The organism is Agathobaculum hominis, assembly GCF_014288055.1.
Taxonomy (GTDB): domain Bacteria; phylum Bacillota; class Clostridia; order Oscillospirales; family Butyricicoccaceae; genus Agathobaculum; species Agathobaculum hominis.
On the sequence record NZ_JACOPK010000002.1, the window covers coordinates 46,198 to 64,472 of the forward strand.

Annotated in this window: 17 protein-coding genes and 2 tRNA genes; 11 read left to right on the top strand and 8 right to left on the bottom strand. The window is 59.9% G+C overall.

Features of this window, described 5'->3' with window-relative positions; all coding sequences use genetic code 11:
* Positions 1-61: 61 nt before the first annotated feature.
* From pepF to H8S02_RS02040, 8 genes are all read left to right on the top strand, one after another.
* Positions 62-1,861: an oligoendopeptidase F gene (gene pepF / locus H8S02_RS02005; RefSeq protein ID WP_186969045.1), complete on the top strand. Its 1,800-nt coding sequence runs from the start codon at positions 62-64 to the stop codon at positions 1,859-1,861.
* 89 nt (positions 1,862-1,950) lie between these two features.
* Positions 1,951-2,027, top strand: a tRNA-Arg gene (locus tag H8S02_RS02010).
* A gap of 146 nt (positions 2,028-2,173) precedes the next feature.
* A tRNA-Arg gene (locus H8S02_RS02015) sits at positions 2,174-2,250 on the top strand.
* 432 nt (positions 2,251-2,682) lie between these two features.
* Positions 2,683-3,900 (top strand): aspartate aminotransferase family protein, encoded by a 1,218-nt coding sequence (locus H8S02_RS02020; protein WP_186969047.1) that lies wholly within the window; start codon positions 2,683-2,685, stop codon positions 3,898-3,900.
* An 89-nt stretch (positions 3,901-3,989) separates the two neighbouring features.
* Positions 3,990-4,595: a cytidylate kinase-like family protein gene (locus H8S02_RS02025; protein ID WP_186969048.1), complete on the top strand. Its 606-nt coding sequence runs from the start codon at positions 3,990-3,992 to the stop codon at positions 4,593-4,595.
* Between the two features lie 15 nt (positions 4,596-4,610).
* Entirely contained in the window at positions 4,611-6,131 is a 1,521-nt protein-coding gene (locus tag H8S02_RS02030) for an APC family permease (protein WP_186969050.1), read from the top strand.
* A 335-nt stretch (positions 6,132-6,466) separates the two neighbouring features.
* Positions 6,467-7,651 (top strand): iron-containing alcohol dehydrogenase family protein, encoded by a 1,185-nt coding sequence (locus H8S02_RS02035; RefSeq protein ID WP_186969052.1) that lies wholly within the window; start codon positions 6,467-6,469, stop codon positions 7,649-7,651.
* A 36-nt stretch (positions 7,652-7,687) separates the two neighbouring features.
* Positions 7,688-8,242 (top strand): helix-turn-helix domain-containing protein, encoded by a 555-nt coding sequence (locus tag H8S02_RS02040; protein ID WP_186969054.1) that lies wholly within the window; start codon positions 7,688-7,690, stop codon positions 8,240-8,242.
* Between the two features lie 90 nt (positions 8,243-8,332).
* Here the strand turns inward: H8S02_RS02040 and H8S02_RS02045 are convergent, their stop codons facing one another.
* The 5 genes from H8S02_RS02045 to H8S02_RS02065 all read right to left on the bottom strand — a co-directional run bounded on the left by H8S02_RS02045 (position 8,333) and on the right by H8S02_RS02065 (position 12,285).
* Positions 8,333-8,482 carry a hypothetical protein gene (locus tag H8S02_RS02045; protein WP_186969056.1) on the bottom strand — a complete coding sequence of 50 codons (150 nt, stop codon included), beginning with the start codon at positions 8,480-8,482 and terminating at the stop codon, positions 8,333-8,335.
* A 271-nt stretch (positions 8,483-8,753) separates the two neighbouring features.
* Positions 8,754-9,590, bottom strand: a complete 837-nt coding sequence (locus tag H8S02_RS02050; protein ID WP_186969058.1) for a hypothetical protein — start codon at positions 9,588-9,590, stop codon at positions 8,754-8,756.
* Positions 9,591-9,720: 130 nt separating this feature from the next.
* Positions 9,721-10,569 carry a MetQ/NlpA family ABC transporter substrate-binding protein gene (locus H8S02_RS02055; RefSeq protein ID WP_186969060.1) on the bottom strand — a complete coding sequence of 283 codons (849 nt, stop codon included), beginning with the start codon at positions 10,567-10,569 and terminating at the stop codon, positions 9,721-9,723.
* 50 nt (positions 10,570-10,619) lie between these two features.
* A complete protein-coding gene (locus H8S02_RS02060) occupies positions 10,620-11,273 on the bottom strand; it encodes a methionine ABC transporter permease (protein ID WP_186969062.1) in 654 nt (217 codons plus the stop codon).
* Positions 11,260-12,285 (bottom strand): methionine ABC transporter ATP-binding protein, encoded by a 1,026-nt coding sequence (locus H8S02_RS02065; RefSeq protein WP_186969064.1) that lies wholly within the window; start codon positions 12,283-12,285, stop codon positions 11,260-11,262. Before H8S02_RS02065 ends, H8S02_RS02060 begins: the two co-directional genes overlap by 14 nt.
* A gap of 453 nt (positions 12,286-12,738) precedes the next feature.
* Between H8S02_RS02065 and H8S02_RS02070 the strand changes: the two genes are divergently transcribed.
* The 3 genes from H8S02_RS02070 (at position 12,739) to H8S02_RS02080 (ending at position 15,499) form a co-directional block, all read left to right on the top strand.
* Positions 12,739-13,407, top strand: coding sequence for a GTP pyrophosphokinase (locus H8S02_RS02070; RefSeq protein WP_186969066.1), 669 nt, complete (start codon positions 12,739-12,741; stop codon positions 13,405-13,407).
* Between the two features lie 27 nt (positions 13,408-13,434).
* Positions 13,435-14,673 (top strand): DNA recombination protein RmuC, encoded by a 1,239-nt coding sequence (locus H8S02_RS02075; RefSeq protein ID WP_186969068.1) that lies wholly within the window; start codon positions 13,435-13,437, stop codon positions 14,671-14,673.
* A gap of 316 nt (positions 14,674-14,989) precedes the next feature.
* A complete protein-coding gene (locus H8S02_RS02080; protein ID WP_186969070.1) occupies positions 14,990-15,499 on the top strand; it encodes a DedA family protein in 510 nt (169 codons plus the stop codon).
* A 55-nt stretch (positions 15,500-15,554) separates the two neighbouring features.
* Here H8S02_RS02080 and H8S02_RS02085 read toward each other — a convergent pair whose 3' ends face one another.
* Genes H8S02_RS02085 through dusB form a run of 3 tightly spaced genes read right to left on the bottom strand, consistent with a single transcriptional unit; the run spans position 15,555 to position 18,134 of the window.
* Entirely contained in the window at positions 15,555-16,538 is a 984-nt protein-coding gene (locus tag H8S02_RS02085) for an anti-sigma factor family protein (RefSeq protein ID WP_186969072.1), read from the bottom strand.
* On the bottom strand, positions 16,531-17,136 hold the full coding sequence (locus tag H8S02_RS02090) for an RNA polymerase sigma factor (protein WP_243166377.1): 606 nt from the start codon (positions 17,134-17,136) through the stop codon (positions 16,531-16,533). The genes H8S02_RS02085 and H8S02_RS02090 overlap by 8 nt, the downstream gene beginning before the upstream one ends.
* 23 nt (positions 17,137-17,159) lie before the next feature.
* Positions 17,160-18,134, bottom strand: a complete 975-nt coding sequence (gene dusB, locus H8S02_RS02095) for a tRNA dihydrouridine synthase DusB (protein ID WP_186969075.1) — start codon at positions 18,132-18,134, stop codon at positions 17,160-17,162.
* Between the last annotated feature and the right edge of the window lie 141 nt (positions 18,135-18,275).

The following is an 18,275-nucleotide window of genomic DNA, read 5'->3' on the forward strand; positions in this document are numbered from 1 at the left end:
GCGTAAGAAAAAATGATCCGAACATGGCGGCCTTTCAGCCGTCCCGGAAAGGAAGATCAATATGGAAACCAGAAAGATCCCTGCACGCGAGGACGTCGCAGCGCAGGATAAATGGGCGATCGAGGACCTGTTCGCGACCGACGACGCATGGCGCGAAGCGCTTGCCGCAGCGAAGGAGTTCATTCCGCGCGTTACCGCCTTCCGCGGCCATCTGGCGGAGAGCGGCGAGACCCTGCTGCGCTTTTTCCGTCTGGACGACGAGATCAGTCTTGCGTTCGATCCGATCGTGCACTATGCACAGCGCCGCAGCGATGAGGATACCCGCGTGGCGGCGTATCAGGAAATGGTCGCGCAGGTGACGCGCTTTGCGGTCGAGCTTCAGTCGGCCGCCGCGTTCGAGACCCCTGAGCTGCTCGCCATCGACGACGAGACGCTGAACCGTCTGTACGCCGAGGCGCCCGAGCTGGAGAACTACCGTCTGTGCATCGAGCGCGTGCGCCGCCGCCGCGAGCATGTGCTCTCGGATAAAGAGGAGGCGATCCTCGCCGCCGCAGGCGAAATGGCGGCCAGCCCGGACGACATCTATTCCATGCTCAACGACGCCGACCTCAAATTCCCGGACGCGACGGCGGGGGACGGCGAAAAGCATCCCGTTACCCACGGCACCTATATCCCGCTCATGCAGTCCTACGACCGCGTTCTGCGCAAGTCGGCGTTCGACTCGCTCTATTCGGTCTACGGCCAGTTCCGCAATACCTCGGCGGCGACGCTGTCCGCGCAGCTCAAGCAGCTGCTGTTCTATGCGAAGGTGCGCAAGTATCCCTCGACGCTCGATGCGGCGCTCGACGGCACCGAGGTCCCGACCGAGATCTACCGCAATCTGATCGACGCGGTGCACCGCTCCTTCGGTCCCATGTACCGCTATGTCGAGCTGCGCAAAAAGCTGCTCGGCGTGGACGAGCTGCATATGTACGACCTGTATGTGCCGGTCGTCGAGGGCGTGGAGATGAAGTTCACGTTTGAGGAGGCGAAGGAGATCGCGCTCAAGGCGCTCGCGCCGCTCGGCGAGGATTATCTCGCGCTCATCCGCGAGGGCTTTGAAAACCGCTGGATCGACGTTTACGAGAACGAGGGCAAGCGCTCGGGCGCGTATTCGGCAGGCGCGCGCGTGCATCCCTATGTGCTGCTCAACTTCAAGGGCACGCTCGACGATGTGTTCACGCTCGTGCACGAGATGGGCCACTCCATCCATTCCTACCTGTCCAACACCCGTCAGCCGACCGCATATCAGGACTATGTGATCTTCGTGGCGGAAGTCGCCTCGACCTGCAACGAGGCGCTGCTGATGGAGTACCTGCTGTCGGTCACGACCGACAAAAAGGAACGCGCCTACCTGATTAACCACTTCCTCGAGCAGTTCCGCGGCACACTGTACCGCCAGACCATGTTCGCGGAGTTCGAGCTGGAGGCGAACGAGATGACGCGCCGCGGCGAGGGCACGACCGCAGACGCGCTGTGCGCTCTGTACAAAAAGCTGAATGAGCAGTATTTTGGACCGGAAATGGTCGTAGATGACGAGATCGCGCTGGAATGGGCGCGCATTCCGCACTTCTACTATGATTACTATGTTTATCAGTACGCGACCGGCTACGCCGCCGCGATCGCGCTTTCGCGCCGCATCCTGCGTGAGGGCGAGCCGGCGGTCCGCGATTACCTCGGCTTCCTGTCGGGCGGCTGCTCGGCCGACCCGATCACGCTGCTGCGCGGCGCAGGCGTCGATATGGCAAGCCCGAAGCCGGTCGAGGACGCGACCGCCCTGTTCGACAGCCTGATCGGTGAGATGGAAGAGCTGCTGAAATAAAAAATAAAAAAACGCTTGACTTTGGGGCGCATACTGTGGTATTATATAAAACAGTCAGTGAGAACATCGCAGACGAAAACATCCTGTATGCGCCAGTAGCTCAGCTGGATAGAGTGTTTGGCTACGAACCAAAAGGTCGGGGGTTCGAATCCCTTCTGGCGTACCAGGAACACCGGTTATTTCGCAAGAGATAGCCGGTTTTTCTTTTTGCTGACGGACACGGCGCGAAAAAAACTGCGGATTTTATGAAAAAAACTGTTGACTTTTCGCGGCGGCAATGATATTATATATAGGCAGTCGGAACTGCGGTATGCGCCAGTAGCTCAGCTGGATAGAGTGTTTGGCTACGAACCAAAAGGTCGGGGGTTCGAATCCCTTCTGGCGTACCAGATCAACCGGTTATTTCGTAAGAAATGACCGGTTTTTCTAATTTTACCGGCAGTCTGCTTTTATTCCGGATGGACTGCCTGCGGCCGGTCGAAACGGCGTCGGACAATATAGTGCACGGAAATCCGAGGGTGTTCAAAATAACGGAAATGCCAAACTTGGCACAGAAAAGGCTGGCGAAAAACGGAATACGGATGAAATTCCCGAAAAACATAACTGACAAACGGCAAAATGAAATATTTTCGGAAAACATGAAAATTCCTGTTGACACAGAGATGGACGAGTGATATTATGTACTTGTTCAAAATAATGGACATGCAAAGAGCAATGAGGCTCCTGTAAAGGACTCTCGTTGCTCTTTTTTGTTTGTTGTTCTGACCCCGGGAATTTGTATGAAAAACCATTTACATAAATCTTTTTGGGAGGGCTTCAAAATGAAACTGAAGGATACCGGACTTACCGCACAGGACATCAAGGATAAAGTAAACAAGTACATGATCGAGACCTACGAGCGTTTTGATTTCCTCGCAGAGACCGCAGAGGGTATGTACCTCTATGATGAAAACGGCACGCCGTACCTCGATTTTTACGCAGGCATCGCGGTAAACAACGCCGGCAGCCGCAACCCCAAGGTCGTCGCAGCCGTCAAGGATCAGGTGGACGACATCATGCACACCTTCAACTATCCGTACACCATTCCGCAGGCGCTGCTGGCGGAGAAGGTCTGCGAGACGATCGGCATGGACAAGATCTTCTTCCAGAACTCCGGCACCGAGGCAAACGAGGCCATGATCAAGATGGCGCGCAAGTACGGCATCGAGAAGTACGGTCCGAACAAGTACCATATCGTTACCGCAAAGATGGGCTTCCACGGCCGCACCTTCGGCGCGATGAGCGCGACCGGCCAGCCGGGCAACGGCTGCCAGGTAGGCTTCGGCCCGATGACCTACGGCTTCTCCTACGCGCCGTACAACGACCTGAAGGCATTCAAGGACGCCTGCACCGAAAACACCATCGCCATCATGATCGAGCCGGTACAGGGCGAGGGCGGCGTACATCCGGCAACGCAGGAATTTATGACCGGTCTGCGCGAATTCTGCGACGAGAACGGCATGCTGCTCCTGATCGACGAGGTGCAGACCGGCTGGTGCAGAACCGGCGCGGTCATGAGCTACATGAACTACGGCATCAAGCCGGACATCGTTTCCATGGCGAAGGGCCTCGGCGGCGGCATGCCGATCGGCGCGATCTGCGCGACCGCAGAGGTCGCCAAGGCGTTCACCCCGGGCTCGCACGGCACCACGTTCGGCGGTCATCCGGTCAGCTGCGCTGCGGCATATGCCGAGGTCGGCGAGCTGCTCGACCGCGATCTGGCGGGCAACGCGAAGAAGATGGGCGACTACTTCTCCGAAAAGCTCGCGAAGATGCCGCATGTCAAGGAGGTCCGTCATCAGGGCCTGCTCGTCGGCGTCGAGTTCGACGACGCGGTCTCGGGCGTAGAGGTCAAGCATGCCTGCCTCGACCGCAAGCTGCTCATCACCGCCATCGGCGCGCACACCATCCGCATGGTGCCGCCGCTGATCGTAAACGAGGAGCAGTGCGACAAGGCCGTCGAGATCATCACCGAGGCCGTTGAGGCTGTCGCGAAGTAAGCGGCGGACACAAGGAATAAACCAGTGACAAGGGCGTCACCGATCGAAATGATTGGTGCGCCCTTTTTTTAATCAGGAAGGAACGGAACATGGCACATCTTGTTATTACAATAGGATGCGAATACGGCGCGAAGGGTAATCAGATCGGCCGCAGGGTCGCAGAGGACCTCGGCATCAAGTTTTACGACCGCGAAACCGTAGATGAGATCATCAAAGAGGTCGGCATCCCGAAGGACATCATGGAAAAGGTCGAACAGGGCGTCACCATCGCCGGCAAGGGCGCGGAGGGCGACACGCGCGGCGCATTCTCCAAGTATGCGGATCTGACCGAGCGTGCGATCCATGTTCAAAAGACCATCATCCGCAAGCTCGCAGACCGCGAGTCCTGCGTGATCATCGGCCGCTCGGCCGATTATATCCTCAAGGAGCAGAAGCCCATCCTGCGCGTGTTCATCTACGCGCCGGACGAGGTGCGCATCGAAAACGTCATGAAGAGCCACAATCTCTCGGCGGACGACGCAAGGCTGCTCATCGAGGAGAAGGACAAGCGCTACCATAAGCGTCATCTGGCGCTGACCGGCGCGAACCGCGGCGACCGCCACAACCGCGATATGCTCATCGACAGCAGCCTGCTCGGGCCGGACGGCACGGCGGCGCTCATCGAAGAGGTCGCGCGGAAGGTATTCAACAGCTGAGGAGGGCAGAGCATCATGGAAAAGAAGCAATCCGAATTTAACAAGGTGTTCAGCGCATGGGACATCCTCGTCATCGCGTTCGGCGCAATGATCGGCTGGGGCTGGGTCGTCTCCTCGGGCGGCTGGATCCAGAAGGGCGGCGTCCTCGGCGCGGCGCTCGGCTTTGTGGTCGGCGGCGTCATGATCTTTTTCGTCGGTCTGACCTATGCAGAGCTGACGGCGGCCATGCCGCAGTGCGGCGGCGAGCACGTCTGGAGCCATCGTGCGATGGGTCCGACCGGCTCGTTCGTGTGCACATGGGCGATCGTTCTCGGCTATGTCGGCGTTGCGTGCTTTGAAGCGTGCGCGTTCCCGACCATCATCTCCTATCTGTGGCCGGGATTCCTCAAGGGATATCTGTATACGGTCGCAGGCTTCGACATTTACGCTTCGTGGCTGATCGTGGCGATCATTGTTGCGTTCTGCATCATGCTCATCAACATCGTGGGCGCAAAGACGGCTGCCAAGCTCCAGACCATCCTCACCATCATCATCGGCGGCGCAGGCATCCTGCTCATCGTCGCATCGGTCATCAACGGCACGGTGGACAATCTGGACGGTCAGATGTTCGCAGAGGTCGGCGGCGGCGGTATCGTCAAGTCCATCCTCTCGGTCGCGGTCATCTCTCCGTTCTACCTCATCGGCTTTGACGTTATCCCGCAGGCGGCGGAGGAGATCAACGTTCCGCCGAAAAAGATCGGCGGCATGCTCATCCTGTCGGTCGTCCTCGCGGTCCTGTTCTACGCATTCGTCATCATCGCGGTCGGTCTGGTCATGAACTCGGGCGCGATCACCGCTTCGCAGGCCGGCACGGGTCTGGTCACGGCGGACGCGATGGCGCTCGCCTTCAAGACCTCGGTCATGGCGAAGGTCATCATCGTCGGCGGCATGTGCGGCATCATCACCTCGTGGAACTCGTTCATGATCGGCGGCTCGCGCGCCATCTACTCGATGGCTGAGTCCTACATGATCCCGCGCGTTTTCGCCAAGCTGCATCCCAGGCACAAGACTCCGATCAATGCGCTCATCCTCATCGGCATCCTCACCATGCTCGCGCCGTTCGCAGGCCGCGTCATGATGGTCTGGATCTGCGACGCAGGCAACTTCGGCTGCTGCCTCGCCTACTGCATGGTCGCGATCTCCTTCCTCATTCTGCGCAAAAAGCAGCCGGATATGCCACGTCCGTACAAGGTTCCGGCCGGCCGTCTGATGGGCGGCATCGCGGTGCTGATGAGCGGCTTCATGGTCGTCATGTACTGCATCCCCGGCTCGGGCGGCACGCTCATCCTGCCGGAATGGGGCATGGTAGCGGCGTGGAGCGCGCTCGGCGTCGTGTTCTTCGCCATCTGCAAGAGCAAGTACAGAGAGTCCTTCGGCAGCATGGTTCAGCTCATCTCGGACGAGGACGCAGCAACGCTGCTCCCGGAGGCGGACGAGCGCGAGCTGGACAAAGTCATCGACGGCGCGATCGACCGCGTACTGGCGCGGCTGGCATAAGGCTTCATCAATCTGTTATTTGCATCAAAAAGCGCAGCGTCGGGCTTTTACGGTTCGGCGCTGCTAAGACTGTCGAAAAACTTCGTTTTTCCGACAATCTGTGTTCTGACTGACGCAGAACACGAGTCGTCCGAAAGTTCCCATGCGGAAACTTTCTCCCTCCAGAAGTATGCAAACCGAGGTACACGCCCCCGGTCTGCATGAAATCGCTGCGCGATTTCTATTTCATGCGCGCTGCCGCGCAGCTGCTTCACCATCGCACAATTGACTTTATCGACAGACAATATCTTTAGAAATATCCGCTTATTTTTATTTCTCACAGAGGAGTGTTTATCATGAACGACTTTACCTTTTCCGTTCCGCAGAATATCATGGTGGGCCGCGGCTCGCTCGCGAAGCTGCCCGAGGCCGCAAGGCAGCTCGGCGGCTCGCACGCATTTATCATTTCCGGCCCGCATCTGACAAAGATGGGTCTGGTGGGCAAGGTCTCCGACTCGCTGAAGGCGGCAGGCTTTGCGGTCGACGCCTTCACCGAAACCGAGGGCAATCCGTCTACGGATACGGTCGAAAAGGCGGCGGCGGCCTACAAGGCGGCGGGCGCGGACTTTATCGTGGCCTTCGGCGGCGGCTCGCCGATGGATGTCGCCAAGGCGGTCGGTGTCGTCGCAAAATACGGCGGCAGGATCGAGGAATATGAGGGCGCGCACAAGGTCCCGGGCAAGATCGTGCCGCTCATCGCCATCCCGACCACGGCAGGCACCGGCTCGGAGGTCACGGCGTTCTCGGTCATCACCGACCACAGGCGCGACTACAAGCTGACCGTATTCAGCTATGAGCTGCTGCCGGCCTGCGCTATTCTGGACGCGGAGCTGCTGACGAGCGCACCGGCGAGCGTCGCGGCGGCCTGCGGCATCGACGCCTTCATCCATGCGGAGGAGGCCTATGTTTCCCGCGCGGCGTCGCCGTTCTCGGACGCGATGGCGGAAAAGGCGATGGAGCTGCTCGGCGGCAACATCCGCCGCTTTGTCGCGTGCCGCGAGGACATCGAGGCGGCCGAGAATATGCTCGTCGGCTCGCTGTTCGCCGGGATCGCGTTCTCGTTCGCCCGTCTGGGCAATGTCCACGCGATGAGCCACCCGATCAGCGCATACTTCGACGTACCGCACGGCGTGGCGAATGCGGTCCTGCTGCCGGTCATCGCGGAGTACAACGCGCTCGCCGACCACGGCCGCTATTTCAAGATCTTCAATTACATCAGCCCCTTCAAGGTGGACGCGGGCGAATTTGAGCCGGGGCTGCTGCCGGGTGCGATCCGCGAGCTGTGCGGGGAGATCGGCATCCCGAACGGCATCGTCGAGGCGGTGAACAACGCGAGCCGGAACGGCCCGGTCAGCCGCGAGGCGATCGAGGAGAAGGTCGAGGCGATGGCGGCGGACGCCATGAAGAGCGGCAACATCGCGGTCAATCCGCGCGCCTCCCGACAGAGCGATATTGAAATGCTGTACCGGAGAGCGCTCTAAACCGCGCCTCCGGCGCACGGAAACGGAGAAAATGACATGGATTATCTGTCCCATAATATTTCGATCAATTTAAGACGCATCCGCCAGTCCAAGTCGATGAGTCTGGAGCAGGCGGCCGAGCAGACCGGCGTGAGCAAGAGCATGCTCGCACAGATCGAAAAGGGCACGGCAAACCCGTCCCTCGGTGTGCTCGGCAAGATCACGAGCGGTCTGCGCATCGAGTTTCAGCGCCTGATCGAGACTCCGAGGGAGGATTTCTGCCTGGTGAAGCCGGAAGCGCTCGTCCCGACCAAGGAGATCGAGGGGCAGTACCGTGTCTGGACATGCTTTCCGTATGAGGATACCCGGCTGGTCGAGATCTACCGCATCGACGTCGAGCCGGGCGGCGTGTACATGAGCGGCGCACACGGCGAAAACACGCGCGAATATCTGACCGTTACGGACGGCGAGCTGACCGTGGAGTGCCGCGGCCATGTGCAGCGCATCGGGCGGCAGGAGGCGTTCAAATTCGAGACCGACCAGCCGCATATCTACCGCAACGAGGGCAGAGCGCGCGCGAGCTGCTTCTGCTTCTTCCTCGACTACAAATAAACACAGGTTTTATCAACAGCCTGTGGATAAAGCCTGTGAGAAAGCCAAAGGCTCCATCCAAGAAACGGGTGGAGCCTTTTTGCGTGATTTTTACTTTGCCTGTGCGGTGATGATGCGGATGCGGCCGCCGCCGCGATCATGACCGGCTTTTTCAGCTTTTTTCGTCTGCCTTTCTTTCCGGCAGAGGCCGGCGCACCGCCTGCGGCGCAGGCTGCGCGAGATCGGCTCGCAGGCCGTCATCCGGGCGGAGAGCGGCATCGGGTATTATTTGCAGCCTGCTTGAAAAATGTACAAAACAGCAGACTGAAATTTGTGCAGCATTTTCCGGCTTCTCCTGTCACATTTTGTCTCCCTCAAACGTCTAATCAGTAGAAAGCACAGGCTGACTGCGGCGGATGCATGGGGTGTACAGGATAGAGAGCGCAGAACGATGTTCGCCGCGCGAGTCAGAATATGCAGAAAAAAGGACCTGTAATGCGGATTTCTCCGTTTACAGGTCCTGATTATTTCCTTAAATACCGCGCTCGAGCAGGCGCTGCCGAACGGCGGAGGCCGGACGAGCGAGCGTTTCTGCGATCTCCTCGGGGTGCTGTCCCTCGCGGCGCAGCTGCGCAAGGCGTGCGTCCTCCTCGGGCGTCCATGGTGTATGGCGCAGCGAAAGCTGACGGGCGGCCTCGTCCAGAATGTCGTCGAGCGCATCCATGATAAAATGCTGAGCGGAGAGCGTGTAGAGCACGGCTCCGGCGCTGGGTTCGACCAGAATGCCGACCTCGCCGCCGCTCTGTGTCGGCAGGTAGGCGTACCCGTCGCGGCTGTCCGGCATCCATGCAAGCAGACCGGCGTCAGTCAGCCAGTCGAACAGGGGAGAGACGGAAAGCGGCTCTGTGTTCTCGGGTTCGAGGGCGTGAATGCGCTGCACGACCTCCTCTACGGGAAGCGGCCGGTCGGAATAGGCGAAATCCGCGCGGCGGTTATAGGGTACGGCAGGCGGCAGCCGGTGCTTCGCCTCGCTCCCGCCGGCGGGGACGGCTTTGGTGCGGGGCGCAGGCTTGATGGAGGAGGCCGGACGGAGCATGGCGGCGAGCTCGGGCGGCAGACTGCGCGGCCCGCTCTGCGCAGGAGCCGCAGGCGCGCTTTTCGGTGCGGCAGGCTGCGGTTTTTCAGCGTGCGGCGCGCTGTTCGTCACGACCTTGTCGAGCACCTCCGCAACAAAGGCAAAGCAGCGCGACATGCGGCCGTTCCGGATGAGGTCGCCGTCCGCGACCGGCGTCCCGTCGAGCGGATTTATGCCGTGCGACAGCTTTTCCATATACATTCGTGCGCGGCGTATCATATCGAGTTCGGTCATGCTGTGCCTCCGTAAATTACAAGGATAATATCTTTATCTTAGCTCATACTGTCCGCTGGTGCAAGCATTTTCGGAAAACAAAACAGGCAGAGCGTGAGCTCTGCCTGCTGAAATGATTTCTGCTGTGTGTTTAGAATACAGTTACAACTGCGCCCTTGTAGGTCTCGTCGACGTACTTCTTGACGTCGTCGCTCTGCATTGCCTTCTTGAGAGCCTGGATCTTGTCGCTGTTCTCCTCGCCGCTGCGGCAGGCAACAACGTTTACATAAACCTTTGCGTAGTCCGGGTTCTCGGTGATGAGGGAGTCCTCGGCAGCGTTCAGGTCAGCCTGAAGCGCGTAGTTGCCGTTGATGACTGCGAGGTCGACGTCAGCGAGCGAACGCGGCAGCTGCTCTGCGGCGATCTCCTGAATGTCGAGGTTCTTCGGGTTCTCGGTGATGTCGAGCTTGGTCGCGTCGGAGGTCGGGTCGATGCCGTCCTTCAGCTTGATGAGGCCTGCGTCCTGAAGCAGGAGCAGCGCGCGGGTCTCGTTGGAGCCGTCATTCGGGATGGCGACGGAGGCGCCGTCAGCAAGCTCCTCGATGGATGCGGTCTTGCCGGCGTAGATGCCGAACGGCTCGTAGTGCATGTCGAACGCTGCGACCAGATCGGTGCCGTTCTCCTTGTTGAAGTTGTTGAGGTACGGGGTGTGCTGGAAGTAGTTTGCGTCCAGATCGCCGTCTACCAGCGCGGTGTTCGGCTGAACGTAGTCGGTGAACTCAACGACCTTGAGGGTGTAGCCCTCAGCCTCGAGCGCGTCCTTGGCCGCGTTCAGGATCTCGGCGTGCGGGGTCGGGGTAGCGCCGACGGTGATGACCTTGTCGGAGTCGCCGGTGTTTGCCGCTGCGCTGCTGTCAGAGGAGGACGTGCTGCCGCCGCAGGCGGTCAGAGCGGACAGGCACAGTGCGCCTGCAAGAATTGCTGCAATGGATTTTTTCATGGGAATTCGCTCCTTTTCAGATATATATCATAATTTTTATGATAACAGAATTAACGATTGCGCTTGTCCAGACGGTGCGCAAGGCGCATGCCGACCTCCTGGAAGATCTGCACGACGACGACGATGATGATGACGGCGATGAGCATGATGGGGAAGTTGTAGCGGTTGTAGCCGTAGTTGACGGCTACCGTGCCCAGACCGCCGCCGCCGATGAAGCCGGCCATCGCGGAGTAGCCGAGGATGGTGACGATGGAGATCGCGCCGCCGACCATGAGAGAGGGCTTCGCCTCGGGGACGAGCACCTTCCAGACGATCTGCCACGGGCTCGCACCCATGGACTGCGCCGCCTCGATGACGCCGAACGGGACCTCCTTGATGGAGGATTCGACCATGCGCGCGACATAGGGCGCGGCGGCGAATGTCAGCGGAACGACCATCGCGGTGGTGCCGATGGCCTTGCCGACGATGGCGCGCGTGACCGGGGTGATCATGACCGCGAGGATAAGGAACGGGATCGAGCGCAGGATATTGGTGACGATGCCGAGAACGGTGTTCAGCACGGGCATCGGGCGGATGCCGTTCTTGTCGGTCACGACGAGCGTCAGGCCGAGCGGCAGGCCGATCAGATAAGAGATGGCGGTGGACAGGATGACCATGTAAAGGGTCTCCCAAAGGCTCTGCGCCCAGACATTAAACGGCAGCATTTGCGTCTACCTCCTCTGTGTGTACGTTCTGCGTTTCCAGATAGGCAAGGGCGCGCTTGGCGGCGCGCTCGTCCTCGGGCAGCTGTAAAATCATCTGGCCGTAGGCCTTTCCGTCGATGTTCTTGGTGTCCGCGAACATGATGTTGACCGGCGCCTTGCACTCGAGCACCATATTGGAGACGACCGGCTCGAACGAGGAATTGCCGTCGAATACGATGCGGCAGTAGCGCTTTCCGGTCGCGAGGGCGCGGCGCTTTCCGTCCGGATAGATGAGCTGCTTTGCCATGGCGGACTGCGGACGGGTGAAAACGTCGTCTACCGCGCCGACCTCAGCGATGCGGCTGGAGTCGATGATGGCGACGCGCTGGCAGATCTCCTCGATGACCGCCATCTCGTGCGTGATGACGATGATGGTGATGCCGAGGGTCCTGTTGATCTCCTTGAGCAGGGCGAGGATCGAGCGAGTGGTCGTCGGGTCGAGCGCGCTGGTCGCCTCGTCGCAAAGCAGGATCTTCGGACTGGTCGCGAGCGCACGGGCGATGGCGACGCGCTGCTGCTGACCGCCGGAGAGCTGAGACGGATAGTTGCCCGCGCGGTCGGAGAGGCCGACGATCTCGAGCAGCTCTTTCGCGCGCTTTTCTGCGTCCGCCTTGCTCGTTCCCGCGATCTCGAGCGGGAAGCAGATATTCTGGAGCGCGGTGCGCTGCTGGAGCAGGTTGAACTGCTGAAAGATCATGCCCATCGAGCGGCGCGCCTCGAGCAGCTGCTTTTTCGAGAGACTGCCGAGCTCCTGACCGTCCACGGTGACGGTGCCTGCGGTTGGCTTTTCGAGAAAGTTGATGCAGCGCACGAGCGTGGATTTGCCTGCACCGGACAGACCGATGATGCCGAAAATTTCGCCGCGGCGGATGTCGAGGTCGATGCCGTCGAGCGCCGTGACCCTGCCGGCTCTGCCGATGAATGTTTTGTTGAGACTTCGGATGCGAACGATAGCGTCCTGTTCCAAGTTCATTCCTCCTGACATGAAAAATGTGTTCTGAAAAAATAAAAGCGGAAAGCCTTTTTCCTGCTTTCCGCTCGTTTTCCTGTTTATACCGCGCCGCATGACAAGCGGCCCGTCTGCGCCGTGCTCTCAGCGGAGCCTTCTGGCAGAAAAACGAGCAAAATCACGCATCATGCACATGTACATTCGAGATACGGTCATAGTGATTTTCTCCTTTTTCTACAGCTTCGATAAAACTTAGTATAGCCCGTTGCCGACGCTTTGTCAACCCCTTTCTCGCCCCGCATGGACGGCATCACCGGACGGGGACAGAGATTTACCGACTGTGCGGTTTCCGTGCAGTTTTGCGCGGCGGTGTACGGTAAGAACACAATATCTGGTAGATTGTATCCGTGCTGACATTGAATGATAACAGGATATATGTTATACTGAAGACAGAGAAAGAGAACAGGAGGAGATAACATGGATCTGGCGGATTTTTTTGCGATCGACAGACTTTCCGAACATGATGAAGAGACACTGGTCGAGTCTGCGATGCAGCTTCAGCAGGTTATGATGCTGTATGAGTCCGGCATTCGTGAGATCAAGACCAAACTGGACATTCTGGCGGACGAGTCGCGCATTTCGGGCAAGCCGAGCCCGATCAACGCGATCAAGAGCCGCATCAAAACGCCGCGCAGCATTGTGGGCAAGCTCAAGCGCCGCGGCTTTCCGGTGACGCTTCAGTCCATGATGGACAACCTGAACGACATCGGCGGCATCCGCGTGATCTGTCCGTTCATTCAGGATATTTATACCGTAGCGGACATGCTCATGCGGCAGAGCGATCTGACGCTCATCGAGAAAAAGGACTATATCAGCAGTCCCAAGCCGAACGGCTACCGCAGCCTGCATCTGATCCTTGAGGTGCCGATCTTTCTGTCCGAGCGCACGGTCCCGGTGCGCATCGAGCTTCAGCTGCGCACGATCGCGATGGATTTCTGGGCGAGCCTCGAGCATCAGCTGCGCTACAAATCCGGCGTTGAGGTGCCGCCCAACCTGTCGGATGACCTCAAGCACTGCGCGGACGTCATCGCCGAGACCGACGAGGACATGCAGCGCATCGCGAAGGATCTCGGCGTCCTTCGTTAATCCCTGTTTCAGCGAAAGGAAAACCAAATGGAACTTATTCCCGTCATCACACTCGCACTCGTGGCCGTTCTGCTCGTGCTCGTCATCATCCTGCTCGCGCGAAAGCCGGTGCAGCCGCCGAAAACGACCGACAGCGGCGCGATCTCTGCGCTCGGCGCGCTCGTCACGCAGAATCTGCGCGAGGGCCGCGAAGCACAGGACAGCCGCCTTGCGGCGATGGACCGGTCGGTCTCCGGCCAGCTCGACCGCTTTGAAAAACGCCTGCACGGCTTTTCGGTCGAAACTTCGCAGCAGCTCGACGGCATCCGCGCCGCCGTGGACGGCAACCTGCGCGAGCTACGCGAGGACAACAACAAAAAGCTGGACGAAATGCGCGGTATTGTGGACGAAAAGCTGCAAAAAACACTGTCCGACCGCATGAACGAGTCCTTTCGTCTGGTAAATGAGCGCCTGGAGCAGGTCTACCGCGGTCTCGGCGAGATGCAGACGCTCGCACAGGGCGTGGGCGACCTCAAAAAGGTGCTGACAAACGTCAAAAACCGCGGTATCGTGGGCGAGATCCAGCTCGGCGCGATCCTGTCCGACATCCTCGCGCCCGAGCAGTACGCGGAAAACGTCGTGACCGTGCCCGGCAGCCGCAACGTTGTCGAGTTCGCCGTGCGCCTTCCGGCGGAGGACGGCGGCGCGGTCTGGCTGCCGATCGACTCCAAGTTCCCGGGCGACACCTACGGCGCGCTGCGCGATGCCTATGAGAGCGGCTCGCGCGAGCAGATCGACGCCTGCGCGAAGCAGCTCATTCTGACGCTCCGGAGCGAGGCGAAGGACATCCGCGACAAGTATCTCGCACCGCCGTACACCACGGAATTCGGCATCATGTTCCTGCCGTTTGAGGGGCTGTACGCGGAGGCGGTGCAGCGCGGCATGGTCGAGATCCTCCAGCGCGATTATCATGTCAATATCGCCGGCCCGAGCACGATGGCGGCGCTGCTGAACAGCCTTCAGATGTCGTTCCGCACGATCGCCATCCAGAAGCGCTCGGGCGAGGTGTGGAACGTTCTGGGCGCGGTCAAGACCGAATTCGACAAGTTCGAGACCTGCCTGACGCAGACGCAGAACCGTCTCGATCAGGCGAGCCGCGAGCTGGACAAGCTGGTCGGCACGAGAACGCGCGCCATCCGCCGCCGTCTCAAGAGCGTCACCGAGCTCTCCGAGGCGGAAACCGAGCGCGTGCTCGGCGCGGCGGAGGACGACGAGCCGACTTCATAAAAAATTAAGAAAAATTTCACGGTTTTGTGAGGGAAATGACAGGGGCTTTCGAGGTATACTGTAGGTACAAGGGATAGAGACCGCCGCACAGTGATAAAAGGGAGGAATTATCATGAAAGCAAATACCCGTGAAGGTCTGTTCGCACTGCTGCACCGCCTGCTTGTCCGGCTGTTCGGCCCGATTGAACGCGGCAAATACCGCGTCTGAATTGTGAACTTATTGCAAACACCGCTCTGCCGGCCTTGCATGAGGCTGCGCAGAGCGGTATACTATATTCCACACAAAACGGACAGCAGGAAAGGCAGGCGAGGCACCATGACAGCTGCTGCATTTTTTGAACTTTTTCATCAGTACGGACTGCTCCTGGTCTGCGGCGTGATCTTCTGTGAATATATGAATCTGCCCGGCTTTCCGGCGGGCGTCATCATGCCGTGCATCGGTGTGCTCATCGCGCAGAGCAGCCTGTCGCTGCCGCTGACGCTCGTGCTGAGCGTTGCTTCCGGACTGCTCGGCAGTCTGGTCATTTACGGCCTTTGCTACTGGGGCGGCGAGCCGATCATGGAAAAGCTGTTCGGAAAGAGCAGGAAATTCCGCTCGTTCGTGCAGAAATGCCATGAATTCATCGACGCGCAGCATGGACGCGGACTTGCGCTCTGCCGCATCATCCCGATGCTCCGCACGATCGTTTCCATTCCGGCCGGTCTCATCCGCATGCCGGTCAAGTGGTTCGTCGGCTGGTCGGCCATCGGCATCGCGGCGTGGAATACCGCGCTCATCTCCGCCGGGTATCTGTTCAGCGACAGGATACTCACGCTGGTGATGTGAGACAGTCAAAATAAAAACAGGTGTGATGCCAAGAAAACGGCGTCACACCTGTTTTTCAGTTTCGAACGATGAGCAGCCACGAGTCGGCTCTGCTGTCGAGCGTCAGACCGATGTCCTCATAGGCGGTCACGGTGCAGCCGGACTTTTCGAGCGCGTTCAGTGTGTTCTGAAGCGTAGACATGTTGTTGTCGAGCTGGAACCATGCTGCGCTGCTGTCTGAATACAGCAGTTTGCCGTCAAGCTCGGGCAGCTCGCCGCCGTCTGCGATATAGCAGTGTGCGATGCGCAGTCCGCGTACCGCCTCGGGGAGCGTGAGCGCGCCGGTATCCTCGTCAGGAACGATGCCGGCGGAATCGCCGTCCGAGATCGCGCGGCCGGATATGCCGCCGCTCTGCGCGGCGGTGCTGCTGTCAGCCTCGGGGAGGGAGAAGACAGAGGGCGTATCCTCCTCTGCGGCCGTCTGCGGCGCGGTCTCGCCTGACGCGCTGCCGCCTGCGGCAATATCACTCGTGCCCTGCACGGCGGTTTCGGGGACGCTGCGTGATGCGCTGTTCACGCCCGCATTTTCAGCCGCCTCTGCGATATCTGCGGCGGCGCCGTTGGACGCCGCGCCTGCATCGTCGGAATAGCTGTCCGCAGTCACAGCGGCCACCGCGTCACCGGCGTCTGCCGACGTACCGGAGCTGCCGCTTCCGACCGTGCTGAACGACGGCATCAGACCGCCGCCGAGCACAACGAGCACGACCGCCGCGGCAACGCCGACCATGGTGAACACCGGCATGCGGCGCACCGGCTTTTCCGGCTGAACGACGTGCAGCTTGGTCTCCTGCCGCAGCTGCTCCATGATCCCGTCATGGAGGCTGTCCGGCGCCTCGGGTTCCTGTGCAAAGAGTGCGCGCATCTCCCGGAGATCACGCAGCAGCGCGGCGCACGAAGGGCACTCTGCAAGATGCGCCTCGAGCTTTTCGCGTTCGCTGTCGGTCAGCGTGCCGTCCACGCTGTTCGAGCAGAGCTGTTCGAAATATTCTTCATCATTCATGCGTCTCGCCTCCTTTCTCATGGTTAGACGGAGCGGGCGGCAGAATGTTCCCTCTTTGCAGCAAAATCCTGCGCAGGGCAATGCGTGCGCGCGCAAGCCGCGATTTTACCGTACCCTCGCTGATCTCGAGGATTTCTGCGATCTCGGAATAGCTCATGCCGGAAACATCGCGCAGCAGCACGATGCGGCGGTGCTCCTCGCTGATCTCGGCGAGCGCGGCGGCAAGCTCGCGCCCCAGCTCCCGGTTGTCGAGCTGCTCCTCGGGCGTGGGAGCGGTATCGTGGATGGGACGCTCCTCGTCATCCTCGGTCGTCAGCGTTGTGGTCTGCGGCTGCGCCTGCCGGTGGCGCGCATGATCGACGCAGATGTTCATGGTGATGCGGAACAGCCAGGTCGAAAAGCCGCTGTCGCCGCGGAAATTCTCGATCGAACGCCACGCACGCAGAAAAACCTCCTGCGTGATGTCGGCGGCGTCCTCGGGATTGCCGGAGGAGCGCAGCGCAATGACATAAACGCGCTTTTCGTAGCGGCGCACGAGCTCCTCGAAGGCGTCCAGCTCGCCGCGACGCGCCCTTGCCAGAATATGCTTGTCGTCCAACCCGTGCTCCCTCCTTTCGGGTGTCATTCCTCAGAGACGGTCTGTTTGAGCTCCTCGACGATCTCGTAGAGCTGCTCGAGACGCTCGAGGGTGCAGATGCGGTTTTTGAAGGTCTTAAGGCCGCTCTGCTGCTTGAGATAGCAGTTGACGTGCCGTCTCGCCTCGAGCATGGCGATGTGCTCGCCCTTCTGCGTGGCGGCAAGCTCGATCTGCCGCACGGCAGTATCCATGCGCACGGCAAACGGCGGCAGGGGAGGGCAGATGCCGGTTTCGAGAAGCGCGTTCGCACGTTCGAAGATCCACGGATCACCGAGTGCGCCGCGCCCGATCATCGCGCCGTCCGCGCCGGTATATTCGAGGATGCGTACTGCGTCCTCCGGGACGGCGACATCGCCGTTGGCGATGACGGGGATGGAGACCGCCTGCCTGACCGCACGGATCGCGTCCCAGTCAGCACAGCCGCTGTACTGCTGCGCACGGGTGCGGCCGTGGACCGCGATGGCGGCTGCGCCGGACTGCTCCGCCATACGGGCGAATTCGACGCAGTTGACGCTTTTCTCGTCCCATCCCTTGCGGAATTTGACGGTAACGGGGACGTTCACGGCCTTGACGACCGCTTCGATGACGCGCGAGGCGAGCGGCAGGTCGCGCATGAGCGCCGAGCCGTCGCCGTTGCCGGCGATCTTCGGAGCAGGACAGCCCATGTTGATGTCGATGATGTCGCAGCCGGATTTTTCGAGCGCGATGCGCGCGCCCTCCGCCATAGTCTCCGGTTCGTGGCCGAAGATCTGCGCGGCGGCCGGATGCTCGTCCGGCGCAAGCTCGAGCAGACGCGGCGTTTTCCTGTCCTGATAGCACAGCGCCTTGGTCGAGACCATCTCGGTCACGGTCAGAGCCGCGCCGTGCTCGCGGCAGATGCGGCGGAAGGCGAGGTCGGTCACGCCTGCCATCGGCGCGAGTACGAGCCGTCCGTCAATTTTTACCGTTCCGATCTGCATAGTGTCCCTCCAGATTTGATTTACGGTTTATTCTACCATAACATCACAGGGAATGCAACTTGCAGAATGGTAACAGAGCGGAAATGAGCAGATTTTTCTGGGAAAATGCGTGAAAAACGTCGAAAATCCCGTGAAAAGTGC